This window comes from Streptomyces sp. NPDC006872 (assembly GCF_040635845.1).
Lineage (GTDB): Bacteria > Actinomycetota > Actinomycetes > Streptomycetales > Streptomycetaceae > Streptomyces.
Genome location: NZ_JBEYIL010000006.1, coordinates 274,024 through 289,480, shown reverse-complemented (window position 1 = coordinate 289,480; position 15,457 = coordinate 274,024). Strand labels below are relative to the sequence as shown.

Annotated in this window: 12 protein-coding genes; 3 read left to right on the top strand and 9 right to left on the bottom strand. The window is 70.5% G+C overall.

From position 1 onward, the window contains the following. Positions 1-9: 9 nt before the first annotated feature. The 9 genes from ABZ725_RS20070 to ABZ725_RS20030 all read right to left on the bottom strand — a co-directional run bounded on the left by ABZ725_RS20070 (position 10) and on the right by ABZ725_RS20030 (position 10,481). Positions 10-1,218, bottom strand: coding sequence for a Gfo/Idh/MocA family oxidoreductase (locus ABZ725_RS20070; protein WP_358803948.1), 1,209 nt, complete (start codon positions 1,216-1,218; stop codon positions 10-12). Positions 1,219-1,705: 487 nt separating this feature from the next. Further along, positions 1,706-2,767 (bottom strand): substrate-binding domain-containing protein, encoded by a 1,062-nt coding sequence (locus tag ABZ725_RS20065; RefSeq protein WP_358803947.1) that lies wholly within the window; start codon positions 2,765-2,767, stop codon positions 1,706-1,708. A gap of 17 nt (positions 2,768-2,784) precedes the next feature. Beyond that, complete coding sequence (locus ABZ725_RS20060; protein WP_358803946.1) at positions 2,785-3,801, bottom strand: ABC transporter permease; 1,017 nt, start codon at positions 3,799-3,801, stop codon at positions 2,785-2,787. After that, positions 3,798-5,330 (bottom strand): sugar ABC transporter ATP-binding protein, encoded by a 1,533-nt coding sequence (locus ABZ725_RS20055; RefSeq protein WP_358803945.1) that lies wholly within the window; start codon positions 5,328-5,330, stop codon positions 3,798-3,800. The genes ABZ725_RS20060 and ABZ725_RS20055 overlap by 4 nt, the downstream gene beginning before the upstream one ends. Positions 5,331-5,502: 172 nt before the next feature. Beyond that, positions 5,503-6,684: an ROK family transcriptional regulator gene (locus ABZ725_RS20050; RefSeq protein ID WP_358804146.1), complete on the bottom strand. Its 1,182-nt coding sequence runs from the start codon at positions 6,682-6,684 to the stop codon at positions 5,503-5,505. A 316-nt stretch (positions 6,685-7,000) separates the two neighbouring features. After that, positions 7,001-7,678 (bottom strand): GntR family transcriptional regulator, encoded by a 678-nt coding sequence (locus ABZ725_RS20045; protein ID WP_358803944.1) that lies wholly within the window; start codon positions 7,676-7,678, stop codon positions 7,001-7,003. A gap of 236 nt (positions 7,679-7,914) precedes the next feature. Further along, positions 7,915-8,862: a beta-ketoacyl-ACP synthase III gene (locus ABZ725_RS20040; RefSeq protein ID WP_358803943.1), complete on the bottom strand. Its 948-nt coding sequence runs from the start codon at positions 8,860-8,862 to the stop codon at positions 7,915-7,917. 181 nt (positions 8,863-9,043) lie between these two features. Next, on the bottom strand, positions 9,044-9,181 hold the full coding sequence (locus ABZ725_RS20035) for a hypothetical protein (RefSeq protein ID WP_351914704.1): 138 nt from the start codon (positions 9,179-9,181) through the stop codon (positions 9,044-9,046). After that, a complete protein-coding gene (locus tag ABZ725_RS20030; protein ID WP_358803942.1) occupies positions 9,147-10,481 on the bottom strand; it encodes an OFA family MFS transporter in 1,335 nt (444 codons plus the stop codon). Before ABZ725_RS20030 ends, ABZ725_RS20035 begins: the two co-directional genes overlap by 35 nt. Before the next feature lie 243 nt (positions 10,482-10,724). On the opposite strand from ABZ725_RS20030, the gene ABZ725_RS20025 reads away from it, so the two are divergent. Genes ABZ725_RS20025 through ABZ725_RS20015 form a run of 3 tightly spaced genes read left to right on the top strand, consistent with a single transcriptional unit; the run spans position 10,725 to position 15,455 of the window. Then, complete coding sequence (locus tag ABZ725_RS20025; protein ID WP_358803941.1) at positions 10,725-11,696, top strand: 2-dehydropantoate 2-reductase; 972 nt, start codon at positions 10,725-10,727, stop codon at positions 11,694-11,696. Continuing rightward, positions 11,693-13,618 (top strand): molybdopterin-dependent oxidoreductase, encoded by a 1,926-nt coding sequence (locus ABZ725_RS20020; protein WP_358803940.1) that lies wholly within the window; start codon positions 11,693-11,695, stop codon positions 13,616-13,618. Before ABZ725_RS20025 ends, ABZ725_RS20020 begins: the two co-directional genes overlap by 4 nt. Before the next feature lie 4 nt (positions 13,619-13,622). Continuing rightward, positions 13,623-15,455: an NADH-ubiquinone oxidoreductase-F iron-sulfur binding region domain-containing protein gene (locus tag ABZ725_RS20015; protein WP_358803939.1), complete on the top strand. Its 1,833-nt coding sequence runs from the start codon at positions 13,623-13,625 to the stop codon at positions 15,453-15,455. Positions 15,456-15,457 lie beyond the last annotated feature (2 nt).

The following is a 15,457-nucleotide window of genomic DNA, read 5'->3' as shown; positions in this document are numbered from 1 at the left end:
CCTCGGTCCTCAGTCCGCTATCGGGGTGTAGACGGAGTTCTTTTCGGCGCTCTCCTCGACCGCCGCCAGGACGCGCTGCACCTGCAGCCCGTCGGCGAAGGACGGCTCGGGCCGGTGGCCCTCGGCGACGGCGTGGACCAGATCGCGCGCCTGGTGGATGAACGTGTGCTCGTAACCGAGGCCATGGCCCGGCGGCCACCAGGCGTCCAGGTAGGGGTGGTCGGGTTCGGTGACGAGGATGCGACGAAAGCCCGCGTGTGTGCCGGGTTCGGTGGCGTCGTGGAACCACAGTTCGTTGAGGCGCTCCAGGTCGAACGCCAACGAGCCGCGCTCACCGTTGAGTTCGAGGCGCAGCGCGTTCTTGCGGCCCGTGGCGAACCGGGTCGCCTCGAAGGAGGCCAGCGCCCCGGAGGTGAAGCGGCCGGTGAAGAGGGCGGCGTCGTCGACGGTGACCGTGCCGACGCCGTCGGCGGACGTCGCGCTCAGCCCGCTCGTCGGACCGCCGGGCAGCGGTCGCTGCCGTACGAAGGTCTCGGTGAGCGCGGAGACTCCGGCGAGCCGTTCCCCCGCCAGGTGTTGAGCGAGGTCGACGATGTGCGCGCCGAGGTCGCCGAGGGCCCCGGAGCCGGCCAGTTCCCTGCGCAGTCGCCAGGTCAGCGGGAACTCCGGGTCCACGAGCCAGTCCTGAAGGTAGGTCACCCGCACATGGCGCAGGGTTCCCAGCCGTCCCTCGGCGACCATGCGCCGGGCCAGGGCGGTGGCCGGGACGCGACGGTAGTTGAAGCCGACCATCGCCAACTGACCGCGCTCGTAGGCGGTTTCGGCGGCGCGCGCCATGGTCTCGGCTTCCTCGACGGTGTTCGCGAGGGGCTTTTCGCACAGCACGTGCTTGCCGGCGGCCAGCGCGGCGACGGCGATCTCGGCGTGCGATTCGCCGGGGGTGCAGATGTCGACCAGGTCGACGTCGTCCCGGGCGATCATGGCACGCCAGTCGGTCTCGGTCGCCGCCCAGCCGTGCCGATCGGCCGCCGCGCGCACGGCGGAGGCGTCGCGGCCGCAGATCACGGCGAGGACCGGACGGCGGGGCAGATCGAAGACGCGCCCCGCGGTGCGCCAGCCCTGGGAGTGGGCGGCGCCCATGAACGCGTAACCGACCATCCCCACACGGAGCGGCGGCTTGCCGGCCTCCGGTCCTGCTGACTGCTGCGGCTGTTCCATACGGTTGTCCTCCTCGTCGTCGTGGCACGGTGGGGGGTGGGACGCCGTCGGGCTCAGGGGCGGACCGTCCGCCGACGGACCCCTGGCGGGAGCCGGTGGCACCGCCCGGGAGGCGCTCGGGCCGAGTCGGGCGGGGCCCGCCAGGACGGACCGCGATCGCTCGCGTCTTGGCCGCCTCGGCCGGACCCGTCGGCCAATGAGCAGGTCGGCCGATGAGCACGTCGGCCGATGGACACGCCAGCCCGTCGAGCACGTCGGTCCGTCGGGCAGCCCCCGGCCGTCCGCAACCCGTGGCCCCCACGGTGAGGAGCCCGCGGCCTCCGACACCGCCGTCCGGAACGCGCCTGCCTGGTGCCGATGGCTCCTGCACCGGAAGCCGTGGATCTCGCCCCGCCGGCCCACGGCCCGTGCCCAGTGCTCCTGACCCGTGCCCCTGCCCTGCACCCGTCCCCGGTGGGCGGCTCCCGCCGGTCGGACCGGGCGCGTCCTACTTGAAGCCGGTGGACATGTACTGGTCGACGTTGGTCTTGTCGACGACCGCCGAGTAGAGGGTGATCGAGGCGGGGATTTCGTACTCGGCGAGACCTCCGACGCCCTTGCCCTGACCCAGTGCGCGGGCGAGGTCGATCGCTGAGGCGGCCATGGTCGGCGGGTAGAGAACGGTTGCCTTCAGGACGCCGCTGTCCGCCTTGATCGCCTGGAAGGCGGCCAGGGCGCCCGCGCCGCCGACCATCATGAAGTCGTCGCGCCCGGCCTGCTCGATGGCGCGCAGCGCGCCCACGCCCTGGTCGTCGTCGTGGTTCCACAACGCGTCGAACTTGGGCTGCGCCTGCAGGAGCTGGGCCATCTTGGCCTGCCCCGACTCGACCGTGAACTCGGCGGCCTGACGGGCCACCTTCTTGATGTTGGGGTAGTTCTTCAGAGCGTCGTCGAAGCCCTTGGTGCGCTGCTTGGTGAGCTCCAGGTTGTCCAGGCCGGCCAGCTCGATCACACGGGCGTCGGACTTGCCCTTGAGTTTCTCGCCGATGTAGTGGCCTGCGTTGAGCCCCATGCCGTAGTTGTCTCCGCCGACCCAACACCGGTACGCCTGGGGGGTGTTGAAGATCCGGTCGAGGTTGACCACGGGGATGCCCGCGCGCATCGCCTTCAGGCCGACCTGGGTGAGGGCCTTGCCGTCGGCGGGCAGTACGACCAGGACGTCGACCTTCTTGTTGATGAGGGTCTCGATCTGGCCGATCTGCTGGGCGGTGTCGTTCGAGCCCTCGGTGATCTCCAGGCTCACGTCCGAGTACTTCTTCGCACGGCTCGTGGCGTTGTCGTTGATGGCGTTGAGCCAGCCGTGGTCGGCCTGCGGTCCGGCGAAACCGATGGTGACCTGCTTGCCGGGCTTGTCGTCGGCGGCCGGCTGGTCGTTCGCCGCCGGTTCCTCGTCCTTGGATTCGTTGCTGGTGCAACCCACGAGGAGGGTGCCGGCGGAGACGGCGGCGGCCCCGAAGAGCATGTTTCTGCGACTGGTGAAGCGGCTCGGATAAGGTGTCGGCTCTGGCATGGCGATGAACCCTTTCCTCAGGTCGTGCTCGCGGTACGGCGCTGGACCAGCACGGCAGCGACGATGATCGCGCCCTTGGCGATCTGCTGGACGTCGCTCTGCAGGTTGTTCAGGGCGAAGATGTTGGTGATCGTGGTGAAGATCAGTACGCCGAGCACGGAGCCGGTGATGGTGCCGCGCCCCCCGGTGAGCAGCGTGCCGCCGATGATCGCGGCCGCGATGGCGTCGAGCTCGTAGAGGTTTCCGTTGGTGTTCTGGCCCGATCCGGACAGGATGATCAGCAGGAAGGCCGCGATGCCGCAGCACAGGCCGGACAGCAGGTAGAGGTACAGCCGTTGGCGGCGTACGTCGATGCCGGCGAGCCGGGCGGCCTCCGCGTTGCCGCCGACGGCGACCGCGCGCCGGCCGAAGGTGGTGCGGTTCAGCACCAGCCAGCCGATGATCGTCACAATGGCGAAGACGATCACCAGCGGCGGAACGCCGAGCACATATGAGTCGCGCTCGCCCAGGTCGAGGATGCCCTCGACCGTCACGATCTGCGTCCGGCCGTCCGTGATCTGCAGCGCCAGTCCGCGGGCGGAGGCCAGCATGGCGAGCGTCGCGATGAACGGCACCATCCCCCCGTACGCGATGAGCAGTCCGTTGACCAGGCCGCAGCCCACGCCGACGATCACCGCGGTGAAGAAAATGCCCGCGAAACCGTATTCCTGGGTGGCGACCGTGGTGGCCCACACCGAGGAGAGGGCGACGATCGCGCCGACCGAGAGGTCGATCCCCCCGGAGGTGATCACGAAGGTCATGCCGACGGTGACGACGCCGATCACCGAGGCCTGGGTGAGGACGAGTTGCAGATTGCGGGTGTCGAGGAACTCGTCCGGCTTGGTGATCCCGCCGATCACGACGAGCGCGGCGAGCACGCCCAGCAGGGAGAGGGTGCGGACGTCGGTGCGGGCCATCAGGGTGCGCCAGGCGGGAGGCGGGATCTGCGGCACCTTGTCGGTGCTGTCCCGCGGTGGGGAGACGGGCTGCGTCATGACGCCGGACTTCCTTCCATGACGAGATCGAGTACGCGGTGTTCGTCCAGCTCACGAGCGGGCGCCGTGTGGACGACGCGGCCCTCTCGGAGCACCAGCACGCGGTCGGCGAGGCCGAGCACCTCGGGCACCTCGCTGGAGACCAGCAGCACGGCGAGGCCTTCGTCCGCCAGTCGACGGACGACTGCATACAGTTCGGCGCGGGCGCCGACGTCGACGCCGCGCGTCGGCTCGTCGAGCAGCAGCACCCGGCAGCCGCGCAGCAGCCAGCGGGCCAGGACGGCCTTCTGCTGGTTGCCGCCGGACAGGGTGCGCACGGGGACGGACGGGTTGTCGGGGCGTAGGGACAGCTCACGTGTCGCGGCCCGCGCCGCCCCCCGTTCGGCCCGCCGGTCGATCCAACCCCCGCGCGAGAAACGGGACATGGAGGAGACGGAGACATTGCGGGTGACGGACTCCAGCATCAGCAGGGCCTGCGCCTTGCGTTCCTCGGGGGCGAGCCCGAGCCCGGCCCGTACGGCCGCGGGCACGCTGCCGGGGCGCAACGGCCGTCCGTCGACCAGGACTTGCCCCGCGCTGGGCTTTCGCGCTCCGTAGATCGTCTCCAGGATCTCCGAGCGTCCCGAGCCGACCAACCCGGCCAGCCCGACGATCTCTCCGGGCCGCACGGTCAGGTCGAGGGACGCGAACTCGCCGTCCCGGGCGAGCCCTCGCACCTCCAGCACCGGCTTCCCGGCCCCGGCTGCTGCCGCCGCGTCGTCCGACGGCCGCTCGGGGAAGACGTACTCGACGTTGCGCCCCGTCATCAACGCCACGACCTCCCGTGTCGGCGTGGCCTTGGCGGGCAGCCCGCCCGCCACCGCCCGTCCGTCCTTCAGCACGGTCACGCGGTCGCCGATGCGGCGGATCTCCTCCAGGCGGTGCGAGATGTAGACGACGGCCACTCCGTCGGCGGTCAGGCCGCCGACGATGCGGAACAGGTTGTCGACCTCGTCGGGGTCGAGGGCGGCGGACGGTTCGTCCATCACGATGAGCCGTACGTCGTGGGAGAGGGCCCGCGCCATGGAGACGATCTGCTGCTGCGCTGCCGACAACTCGCCCACCGGACGCGCCGGTTCGATCTCGGGGTGCCCAAGTCGCTTCAGCAGAACGGCCGTCGAAGCGCGGGCCGCCTTGCCCCGTACGACGAACCCGGCGGCCGTGGGCTCATGTCCCAGGTGGACGTTCTCGGCCACCGAAAGGTGTTCCACCAGGTCGAGTTCCTGGTAGATGGTGGCGATGCCCAGCCGCATGGCGGCAATGGGGGAGCGGAGCGTGACGGGGTCGCCCTGCCAGCGGATGACGCCGTCGTCGGGCTGGTGCGCGCCGGCCAGGACCTTGATGAGGGTGGACTTCCCGGCACCGTTCTGGCCGAGCAGACAGTGCACTTCGCCGGCCTGGACGTCGAGGTCGACGCCGTCCAACGCCCGTACTCCGGGAAAGGACTTGGTGATGCCGGACATGCTGAGCAGCGGTGGTGGTGATGCCATGTGGGTTCCCCTCGGCGGGCGGGCGGGCCGGAGTCAGGGCAGAACAGGTCGTCGTTCTCAGGGCAGGGTCGAGCAGGGCGCGTGCCGGTGAACCGTGTCAACGGGATCGACTGCGGGCTTGCCGAAACCGTGTGTCGGGTAGCGGGTGGCAGGTAGGAGACAGGCAGCTGATCTATGCGGGTGAGAACAGGTGGTCGCTGATCAGTCGGGCCGCGCCGATCACACCGGCGGTGGGGCCCAACTCCCCCAGAACGATGGGCAGGTTGCCGGTCGCGAGCGGCAGCGACTGGCGGTACACCTGGGTGCGGATCGCGGCGAGCAGGGTGTGGCCGAGGCCGGTCACCCCACCGCCGATCACCACCAGGCCGGGATTGAAGAACGAGACGAGTCCGGCGATGACCTGGCCGACGCGATTGCCACCGTCCCGGATCATCTCGAGGGAGGTGGCGTCGCCCGCGGCGGCCGCGGCGGCGACGTCGACGGCGGTGAGGCCGCCGTTCGTCTCCAGCCGTGCCGCGAGTTCCGCCGAGCGGCCCTGCTGGGCCGCTTCCACCGCGTCACGGGCCAGGGCCGCGCCGCTGAAGTAGGCCTCCAGGCAACCGCGGTTGCCACAGGCGCACGGACGGCCGTCGGGCACGGCCTGGATGTGCCCGATGTCCCCCGCGCTGCCGGTCGTACCGCGGTAGACCTGGCCGCCGACGACGATGCCGCAGCCGATACCGGTGCCGATCTTGACGCAGAGGAAGTCGGCGACGGTACGGGCGACGCCCGCGTGCTGCTCCCCCATCGCCATGAGGTTCACGTCGTTGTCGACCATGACCGGGCAGCCGAGCTCCTGGCTGAGCGCCTCCCGTACGGGGAAGCCGTCCCAGCCCGGCATGATCGGCGGCGCGACCGGCACGCCTTCGGGGAAGCGGACCGGCCCGGGTACGCCGATGCCGGCGCCGTCGAAGCCTTCGGCGAGCCCCGTCGCCCTCAACTTCGCTGCCATGGACAGGACTTGCTCGAAGACCGCGACCGGTCCTTCACGTACGTCGAGGGGCTGGTTGAGGTGTCCGAGGGTCTCCAGTTCGGCGTTGGTGACGGCGACGTCGACCGAGGTCGCGCCGATGTCGACGCCGAGCAGGCGCAGCCCCGGGTTGAGCCGGACGTTGTGGGAGCGGCGGCCGCCGCGCGAGGCGGCGAGTCCGTCGGCCACGACCAGCCCCGTCTCCAGGAGCCGGTCCACCTCCACCGCCAGCTTGGACCGTGACAGGTCGACCTGATCACCCAGTTGGGCACGGGAGTTGGGGCCGCTGTCCCGCAACAGCTTGAGCAGACGGGCCTGATGAGCGTTCGCGGGTCGTGCCGTCATACGTCTCACGAACCCCTCCCCGCCTCAATTCGGCCACCAGCGTCGGGCTTTCGAAGGGAACGTAGCAGCGGCTGCCGAACCTGGGAAGAAGATGTGCACGGATTGCTGTCAACTTTCTCCACTCCCAGGACAAAGATCTGGCGCAGCAGAGCGGTGCAGTGCGGTGCAGTGCGGCTGCCGCAGACGTGCGCCGAGCCGGGACAGGCGGGAACCCCGGCACGGCGCATCGGCGGTCGCCGAACTCACCGTGCCGGTAAGGGTGTCGATGGGAGCATGCCGCCGATCGAGTCCTGCGGGGCAGGCGCCCCGCAGGCGCTCAGGACGTGGCGCGGGCGTGGTACGAGCGACGGGTGTGCTCGGTGTGCTCACGCATCAGCTGGGTGGCCAACTGCTCGTCGTGGGCGACGATCGCGGCGATCAGATCGCGGTGCTCGATCCAGGACTGGTGGCCGCGCTGGCGCGCGACCGGCGTGTAGTACCAGCGCACCCGGCGGTCGACCTGCGACGCCAGCTCCGCGAGGACCGCGTTGCCCGCCAGCTCGATGACCTTCGCGTGGAAGCGGGCGTTCAGGGCGACCGCGGCGTCCACGTCGTCGCGGGCCACGGCCATCATTCCCTGCGCCACGATCTCGTCCAGGGCCTCGATGCCGGCCTTGTCCGCGTGCGCGGCGGCGAGCCTCGCGGCTTCAGCCTCCAACAGCGTACGAACGGTGAGGAGTTGGTCCGCCTCGTCCTCGGTCGGCTCGTGCACGAACGCGCCCTGGGCGGGCCTGAGATCGACCCACCCCTCGGTGTTCAGCCGCTGCAGCGCCTCGCGCACCGGCTGTCGTGAGACGCCTAGGTGCGTGGCGAGCTCACTCTCGACCAGGTGCTGGCCGGGCTGGAGGGCGCGTGTGGTGATCAGTTCGAGCAGTGCCTCGTAGACGCGGTCGCGCAGCGGGCCCGGCCGTTCGAGCTTGGGCACCGCACCCTGTGGCAGTCCTGGCGACAACATCGGTCGGTCCCCCTCCTGAGCAACACCGGACAACTGCAGACGGAAAGCCATCTATCGACCGACGCATCAGCTGTCCGCAGCCGAGCGACGGGCACGACTGTCTACAGCCGAGTATCGATTGTCTTTCGTCTACAGTCTACGGCGCACAGTAGACCAGAGCCGGGAGCAGTCGATCGCGTCACACTATGCCGCGACCACCCGCACGACCTGCCCGCCGACTGCGTCCCACCCCTCGTTCACGGGCAGCGCACGACCTGTCCCGCGTACGACAGATTGCCGCCGAAGCCGAACAGCAGCACCGGGTCCCCCGTGGAGACGGCGCCCTGCTCGACGAGCTTGGAGAAGGCGAGCGGAATGCTGGCGGCGGAGGTGTTACCCGATTCGGTGACGTCACGCGCGACCACCGCGTTGACCGCGCCGATCTTCTGCGCGAGGGGTTCGATGATGCGCAGGTTCGCCTGGTGCAGGACGACGGCCGCGAGGTCCTCGGGAGTGAGTCCGGCCCGCTCACAGGCCTGCCGGGCGAGCGGCGGCAGCTGGGTGGTGGCCCAGCGATAGACGCTCTGCCCCTCCTGCGCGAACCGCGGCGGCTGCCCCTCGATGCGCACCGCGTGCCCCATCTCGGGCACCGAGCCCCACAGCACGGGCGCGATGCCGGGCTCGACGCCGTCGGGACAGGCCTCGACCACGGCGGCGCCCGCTCCGTCGCCGACGAGCACGCAGGTGGTGCGGTCGCTCCAGTCGGTCACCTCGGACATCTTGTCGGCGCCGATGACCAGGGCGCGGGTCGCGGCGCCCGCACGGACGGTGTGGTCGGCGGTGGCCAACGCGTGCGTGAAACCGGCGCAGACGACGTTGACGTCCATCGCGGCCGGCCCCGGGATGCCGAGGCGGGCCGCGACCCGGGCTGCCATGTTGGGCGAGCGGTCGATGGCCGTCGAGGTCGCCACCAGCACCAGGTCGATGTCGCCCGGCGTGAGGCCGGCCGTCGCGAGGGCCTTGGCGGCGGCGTGCGCGGCCAGCTCGTCCACGGGCTCGTCGGGGCCGGCGATGTGGCGCGTGCGGATGCCCACCCGGCTCCTGATCCACTCGTCACTGGTGTCGACCAGGCGCGCCAGATCCTCGTTGGTGAGCACCTTGGCGGGCTGGTAGTGGCCGACGGCGGCGATGCGTGAGCCGTTCATTGGGGGGTCCCCCTCGTTGCCGTGGGTAGCGGGATCCACCAGTCTGATCAGTGACTCACCGGTACGAGGGCGCGTGAAGCGACAGGAAACCGGTTCCCGGGTTGTCGGCTTCCCCATAGCCCTCGACCGCCCGAGCAGCCGCCGAACACCTACCTGCCGAACACGCGCCGTGCCGCTGCCGCTACCCGGTGAACAACTGCGTCGCCTTCCGTACCAGCTCATACAGCCCGTAGGCGAGCGGCGCCCCCACCCACAGCCAGGCGAAGGCGATCAACGGCCGCCGGTCAGGCTGCGGACTCGGGCTGCTGTCGTTCGACATCGGCGGCCTCCCTCTGTGCGGGAACGTGGTGACGGGCGTCGACGGGCCGGACGAGTTCGTTGGCGACGAATCCGACGGCCAGCAGCCCGATCATGATGAACAGGGACAGGGTGTACAGCGACGCGCCGTGCTTTCCGGCCTCCTCCTGCCGGTCGGCGATCCAGTTGACGATCAGCGGGCCGAGGACGCCGGCGGTGGACCAGGCGGTGAGCAGACGGCCGTGGATCGCGCCGACCTGGTAGGTCCCGAACAGGTCCTTGAGGTAGGCGGGGATCGTCGCGAAGCCGCCGCCGTAGAAGGAGAGGATCACCAGCGCGCACAGGACGAACAACGGCTTCGACGAGTCGCCGATGAGCGCGATCAGGGCGTACATCAGGGCGCCGGCGCCCAGGTACACGCGGTAGATGTTCTTGCGTCCGATCAGGTCGGAGGTCGACGACCAGCCGATCCGGCCGGCCATGTTCGCCGCGGACAGCAGGGCGACGAAGCCGGCGGCCGCGGTCACCGACACCGGCGTGGAGGTGTCGGCGAAGAAGTCCGTGATCATCGGCGCGGCCTTCTCCAGGATGCCGATGCCCGCGGTCACGTTCATGCAGAGCACGACCCACAGGCACCAGAACTGCGGGGTGCGCACCGCACTGCGCGCCGAGACCTGCACGCCCTCGACCGCGCTCGGCGCGCCCGCGACCGGCCGCTCGCCGCGCGGCACCCGCACCAGCAGGACGCCCAGCGTCATGAATACCGCATACGAAAGCCCGTGTACGAGAAACGCGACCGCGATCCCTGAGCTGTCGGAGCCGAACGACTCCAGCATCTGCGCCGACCAGGGCGAGGCGATGAGCGCGCCACCGCCGAAGCCCATGATGGCGATGCCGGTGGCCATGCCGGGACGATCCGGGAACCACTTGATCAGTGTGGAGACGGGCGAGATGTAACCGATTCCGAGGCCGATTCCGCCGACGAAGCCGTAGCCGAGGACGATCAGCCAGTACTGCTCGGTGGCGGCGCCGAGCGCGGAGATCAGGAAGCCGGACGAGAAGCAGACCAGGGCGACGGTCATCGCCCAGCGCGGCCCGTTGCGCTCCACCAGCGTGCCGCCGAAGGCCGCGGAGAGGCCGAGCATCACGATGGCGAGCTGGAACGGGAGCGCGCTCTGCGTACCGCTGAGGTCGAGGGCGGACTCCAGTGGCGGTTTGAACACGGACCACGCGTAGGCCTGGCCGATGGAGAGGTGAACCGAGAGGGCGGCCGGGGGGACGAGCCAGCGGCTCCAGCCTGGCGGCGCGACGGGGGGACTCATAAATCCTGAACAGTAGGAACCGGCAAGGGCGTTGAGAAGGCGGCGCGTCGACAGCATTCGCTGAACGGTATGGGGGCTGCGGCGAACGGTCGGACCGACCGGTTTCCGAGGTCCCTCGGCCGCAGTCCCCGCCGCCGACGCTGCGCGAACCCTTGCCGCCCCAACCTCCATACTGTAGACAATATTTCGTCGACAGAGTTCGGCAGTTCCTCGGTACCCTCGACCGAACGGAGCTCCCTCGCAATGAAAGTCGCAGTCCTCGGCGCCGGTGCGATCGGCGCCTACGTCGGTGCAGCGCTCCACCGCGCAGGCGCCGACGTGCATCTCGTCGCCCGTGGACCGCATCTCGCGGCCATGAGGCGCAGCGGGGTGCGGGTGCTCAGTCCGCGCGGCGACTTCACCGCCCGCGCCCACGCCACCGACGACCCGACGGAGATCGGCCCGGTCGACTTCGTCTTCCTCGGTCTCAAGGCGAACTCGTACGCGGCGTGCGGGCCGCTGATCGAGCCCCTGCTGCACGACTCCACCGCGGTCGTCGCGGCCCAGAACGGCATCCCCTGGTGGTACTTCCACCGGCACCGCGGCCCCCACGACGGCCGACGCGTCGAGAGCGTGGACCCGGACGGCGCGGTCAGTGCGGTGCTCGCGCCCGAACGGGCCGTCGGCTGCGTGGTCTACGCGGCCACCGAGCTCGAAGGCCCGGGCGTCGTACGGCATCTGGAGGGCACCCGGTTCTCCATCGGCGAGCCCGACCGGAGCGTCTCGGTGCGTTGTCTGGCGCTCAGCGAGGCCATGCAGGCGGGCGGGTTGAAGTGCCCGGTGGAGCCGGACCTGCGCAACGACATCTGGCTCAAGCTGCTGGGCAACATCTCCTTCAACCCGATCAGCGCACTGGCCCGCGCGACCATGCGGCAGATGTGCCTGCACGGCGGCACCCGCGAGGTCATCGAGACGATGATGCGCGAGACGCTCGACGTCGCCGAGGCCCTCGGCTGCGAGGTGGGCGTCTCCATCGAACGCCGCCTCGCCGGCGCGGAGAAGGTCGGCGACCACCGCACCTCCACGCTCCAGGACCTGGAGCGCGGCAAGCCGCTCGAACTCGACGTACTCCTCGCGGCCGTCGTCGAGTTGGCGGAGATCACCGGCGTCCGGGTGCCCACCTTGCGCACCGTGCACGCCATCTCGGACCTGCTCGCGCTGAGGAGTGCCGCATGAGCAAACGCGACCGGACCCCGAAGACCTACACCCGGCTCACCCGACCACTGGTCAGGGACTCCCGCAACGAGCCGTTCCGAGAGGCGAGTTGGGAGGAGGCTCTGGAGCGCACCGCGCTGGGCCTGCGGCGCAACCGCGGCGCGTTCGGCATGTTCTCCTGCGCCCGCGCGACCAACGAGATGAACTACGTGGCCCAGAAGTTCGCCCGGGTCGTCATGGGCACCAACAACGTCGACTCGTGCAACCGCACCTGCCACGCCCCGAGTGTCGCGGGTCTGTCGGCCGCTTTCGGCTCCGGCGGCGGGACGTCGTCCTACGAGGAGATCGAGCACACCGACGTCATCGTGATGTGGGGTTCCAACGCCCGTTTCGCCCATCCGATCTTCTTCCAGCATGCGCTGAAGGGGATCCGGAACGGCGCCCGGATGTACGCGGTCGACCCGCGGCGGACGTCCACCGCCGAGTGGGCGGAGAGCTGGCTCGGCCTCAACGTGGGCACGGACATCCCGATGGCGCACGCCATCGGCCGCGAGATCATCCAGGCGGGTCTGGTCAACGAGGCGTTCGTCGAGCGGGCGACCCGCGACTTCGAGGAGTACAGGGCGCTGGTCGAACCCTGGACGCTGTCCCTCGCGCAGAAGGTGACGGGCGTACCGGCCGCCGCCATAAGGGAGTTGGCGCACGCCTACGCCCGCGCCGAGCGGGCCCAGCTCTGCTGGACCCTCGGCATCACCGAGCACCACAACGGCACGGACAACGTGCGCGCGCTCATCAACCTGTCGCTGCTGACCGGGCACGTGGGCCGGTACGGCTCCGGTCTGCAGCCCCTGCGCGGGCAGAACAACGTCCAGGGCGGCGGTGACATGGGGGCGATCCCCAACCGGCTGCCCGGCTTCCAGGACATCCTCGACCCGGACGCCCGGCTCAGGTTCGAGTCGGCCTGGGACACCGTCATCCAGCCGCACTACGGGCTGAACCTGACGGAGATGTTCGAGGCGATGGAGGAGGGCTCGCTGAAGGCCGTCTACTGCATCGGGGAGAACCCCGCGCAGTCGGAGGCGGACAGCGAGCAGGCGATACGCCGTATGCGGGCCCTCGACTTCCTCGTCGTGCAGGACATCTTCCTCACGAAGACAGCGGAGTTGGCGGACGTCGTGCTGCCCGCGACGGCCGGCTGGGCGGAGACGAACGGCACAACCACCAACAGCGAACGTCGAGTTCAGCGGGTGCGGCGCGCCGTCACCCCGCCCGGTGAGGCGCGCGAGGACATCGACATCCTCTGCGATCTGGCGGCACGGCTCGGTCACGAGTGGAAGTACGCGGACGCCGAGGCGGTCTGGAACGAGCTGAGGTCGGTGTCCCCGGACCACTACGGCATGACGTACGACCGGCTGGCGGAGCACCAGGGCATCCAGTGGCCGTGTCCGAGCACCGAGCGACTCGAACCCACCTATCTGCACGGCCGGTTGTGGGAGAAGGAGCCGCAGCGGCGAGGCAGGCGGGCGCCGTTCGGGATCGTCCGGCACGACCCGCCGGTCGACCTCACGGACGAGGAGTACCCGATCCGGCTGACGACCGGCCGTCGGCTCGACTCCTACAACACCGGTGTGCAGAGTGGGAGTTTCGCCTCCCCGCTGCGGCGCGGCGAGTTCGTCGAGCTGTGCCCGGAGGACGCGGAGCGCTACGGAATCGTCGTCGGCGAGGAGGTCCGGGTGACCTCGCGGCGTGGATCCGTGGTGGCGCCCGTCTGGGTCGACACCGCCCTGCGGCCCGGGCTCGCCTTCATGACCATGCACTTTCCCGACGAGGTGGACACCAACCAGCTGACGATCGAGGCGAATTGCCCGATCGCGGGGACGGCGGAGTTCAAGGCGTCGGCGATCCGGATCGAGAAGCTTCTGGCCCCGACCCAGGTGAGGTGATGTCGTGGACCTGCACTTCGGCGACAGCAAGCCGACGGATGAGGAACGGGCTGCCGTGGACGCCCTGTTGGGCCCGCCGTTGTCCTCATGGGAGGGCGCCGACCGCGACGGGATGCGGGCCGCCGATCTCAGATGGGCCCGGGGCGGACGCGAGGCCCGGGACCGCCGCGAACTGCTGCTGCCGGGGCTGCACGCCGTCAACGACCGGGTCGGCTGGATCAGCGAGGGCGCCCTCGACTATCTGTGCCGCCGCCTGACCGTGCCCCCGGCGGAGGCGTACGGCGTCGCCACCTTCTACGCGATGTTCTCGGTCGGACCGCGGCCGGCGACGGTGCTGCACGTGTGCACGGACCTCGCCTGCACGGCCGTGGGAGCCTCGGAGCTGTGCGCCGGGATCGAGGGACGCCTGGGCCCGGGCGGCGGTGTCCGCGTGGAGCGCAGCCCCTGCCTCGGCCTGTGCGAGCGCGCCCCGGCCGCGCTCGCGATCAAGGCGGGCGATCCGGTGCGTACGGCGGTGTCGGCGCCGGCGAGCGTCGAGACGGCCGTGCTCGCCGCGAGCGCGCCCGACTCGGCGGCCGAGGAACCGCCCGCGGCGACGGCGGTGCCCCAGGCCGGGAACCCGTCGCTGACCCTGCTCGGCCGGGTCGGTGCGGTGGATCCGTCGTCGCTCGACGACTACCGGGCGCACGGCGGGTACACGGCGCTGCGCCGGGCTTTCGCGCTCGGTCCGGCCGCGGTCATCCGCGAGGTCACCGACTCCGGGCTGCTGGGGCGGGGCGGCGCCGCCTTCCCCACCGGCCGTAAGTGGCAGGCCACGGCGTCCCAGCCCGACCACCCGCACTATCTGGTGTGCAACGCGGACGAATCCGAGCCCGGCACCTTCAAGGACCGCGTGCTGATGGAGGGCGACCCGTACGCCCTGGTGGAGGCGATGACGGTCGCGGCGTATGCGATCGGCGCCCACAAGGGCTATCTGTATCTCCGCGGCGAGTATCCGCGTGCGATATACCGTATGCAGTATGCGGTCGACCGGGCACGTGAGCGCGGGCTGCTCGGCGACGACATCCTCGGCCAGGGCTACGCCTTCGACATCGAGATCCGCCGGGGCGCGGGCGCGTACATCTGCGGCGAGGAGACGGCCCTGTTCAACTCCATCGAGGGCTACCGGGGCGAACCGCGCTCGAAGCCGCCGTTCCCCGTGGAGAAGGGCCTGTTCGGGAAGCCGACGGTCGAGAACAACGTGGAGACGCTGGTCAACGTGCTGCCGATCCTCACCATGGGCGCTCCGGCCTACGCGGCCGTCGGCACGGCCAGGTCCACCGGCCCCAAGCTGTTCTGCGTATCGGGCAGCGTCGGCCGCCCCGGCGTCTACGAACTGCCCTTCGGCGCGACGCTGGGCGAACTCCTCGAGCTCGCCGGGGTCCGCGAGGGCCTGCGCGCCGTGCTGCTCGGCGGCGCGGCCGGCGGCTTCGTACGGCCCGACGAACTCGACATCCCACTGACCTTCGAGGGCACCCGGGAGGCGGGCACCACGCTCGGGTCAGGGGTCGTGATGGCCTTCGACGGCACGGTCCCGCTGCCCCGACTGCTGTTGCGGATCGCCGAGTTCTTCCGGGACGAGTCGTGCGGGCAGTGCGTGCCCTGCCGGGTCGGGACCGTGCGGCAGGAGGAGGCGTTGCACCGGATCGTGGCACGGACCGGCGCCGACGCCGCCGGCGACATCGCCCTCCTGCGCGAGGTGGGCCGCGCGATGCGCGACGCCTCGATCTGCGGCCTCGGGCAGACCGCGTGGAACGCCGTGGAATCAGCCATCGACCGCCTGGGGGCGTACGAATGACC

Bases quoted from the DNA above. Each gene is read 5' to 3' on its own strand.
- ABZ725_RS20070 (WP_358803948.1), bottom strand. From the start codon at position 1,218: ATGGAACAGCCGCAGCAGTCAGCAGGACCGGAGGCCGGCAAGCCGCCG.
- ABZ725_RS20065 (WP_358803947.1), bottom strand. From the start codon at position 2,767: ATGCCAGAGCCGACACCTTATCCGAGCCGCTTCACCAGTCGCAGAAAC.
- ABZ725_RS20060 (WP_358803946.1), bottom strand. From the start codon at position 3,801: ATGACGCAGCCCGTCTCCCCACCGCGGGACAGCACCGACAAGGTGCCG.
- ABZ725_RS20055 (WP_358803945.1), bottom strand. From the start codon at position 5,330: ATGGCATCACCACCACCGCTGCTCAGCATGTCCGGCATCACCAAGTCC.
- ABZ725_RS20050 (WP_358804146.1), bottom strand. From the start codon at position 6,684: ATGACGGCACGACCCGCGAACGCTCATCAGGCCCGTCTGCTCAAGCTG.
- ABZ725_RS20045 (WP_358803944.1), bottom strand. From the start codon at position 7,678: ATGTTGTCGCCAGGACTGCCACAGGGTGCGGTGCCCAAGCTCGAACGG.
- ABZ725_RS20040 (WP_358803943.1), bottom strand. From the start codon at position 8,862: ATGAACGGCTCACGCATCGCCGCCGTCGGCCACTACCAGCCCGCCAAG.
- ABZ725_RS20035 (WP_351914704.1), bottom strand. From the start codon at position 9,181: ATGTCGAACGACAGCAGCCCGAGTCCGCAGCCTGACCGGCGGCCGTTG.
- ABZ725_RS20030 (WP_358803942.1), bottom strand. From the start codon at position 10,481: ATGAGTCCCCCCGTCGCGCCGCCAGGCTGGAGCCGCTGGCTCGTCCCC.
- ABZ725_RS20025 (WP_358803941.1), top strand. From the start codon at position 10,725: ATGAAAGTCGCAGTCCTCGGCGCCGGTGCGATCGGCGCCTACGTCGGT.
- ABZ725_RS20020 (WP_358803940.1), top strand. From the start codon at position 11,693: ATGAGCAAACGCGACCGGACCCCGAAGACCTACACCCGGCTCACCCGA.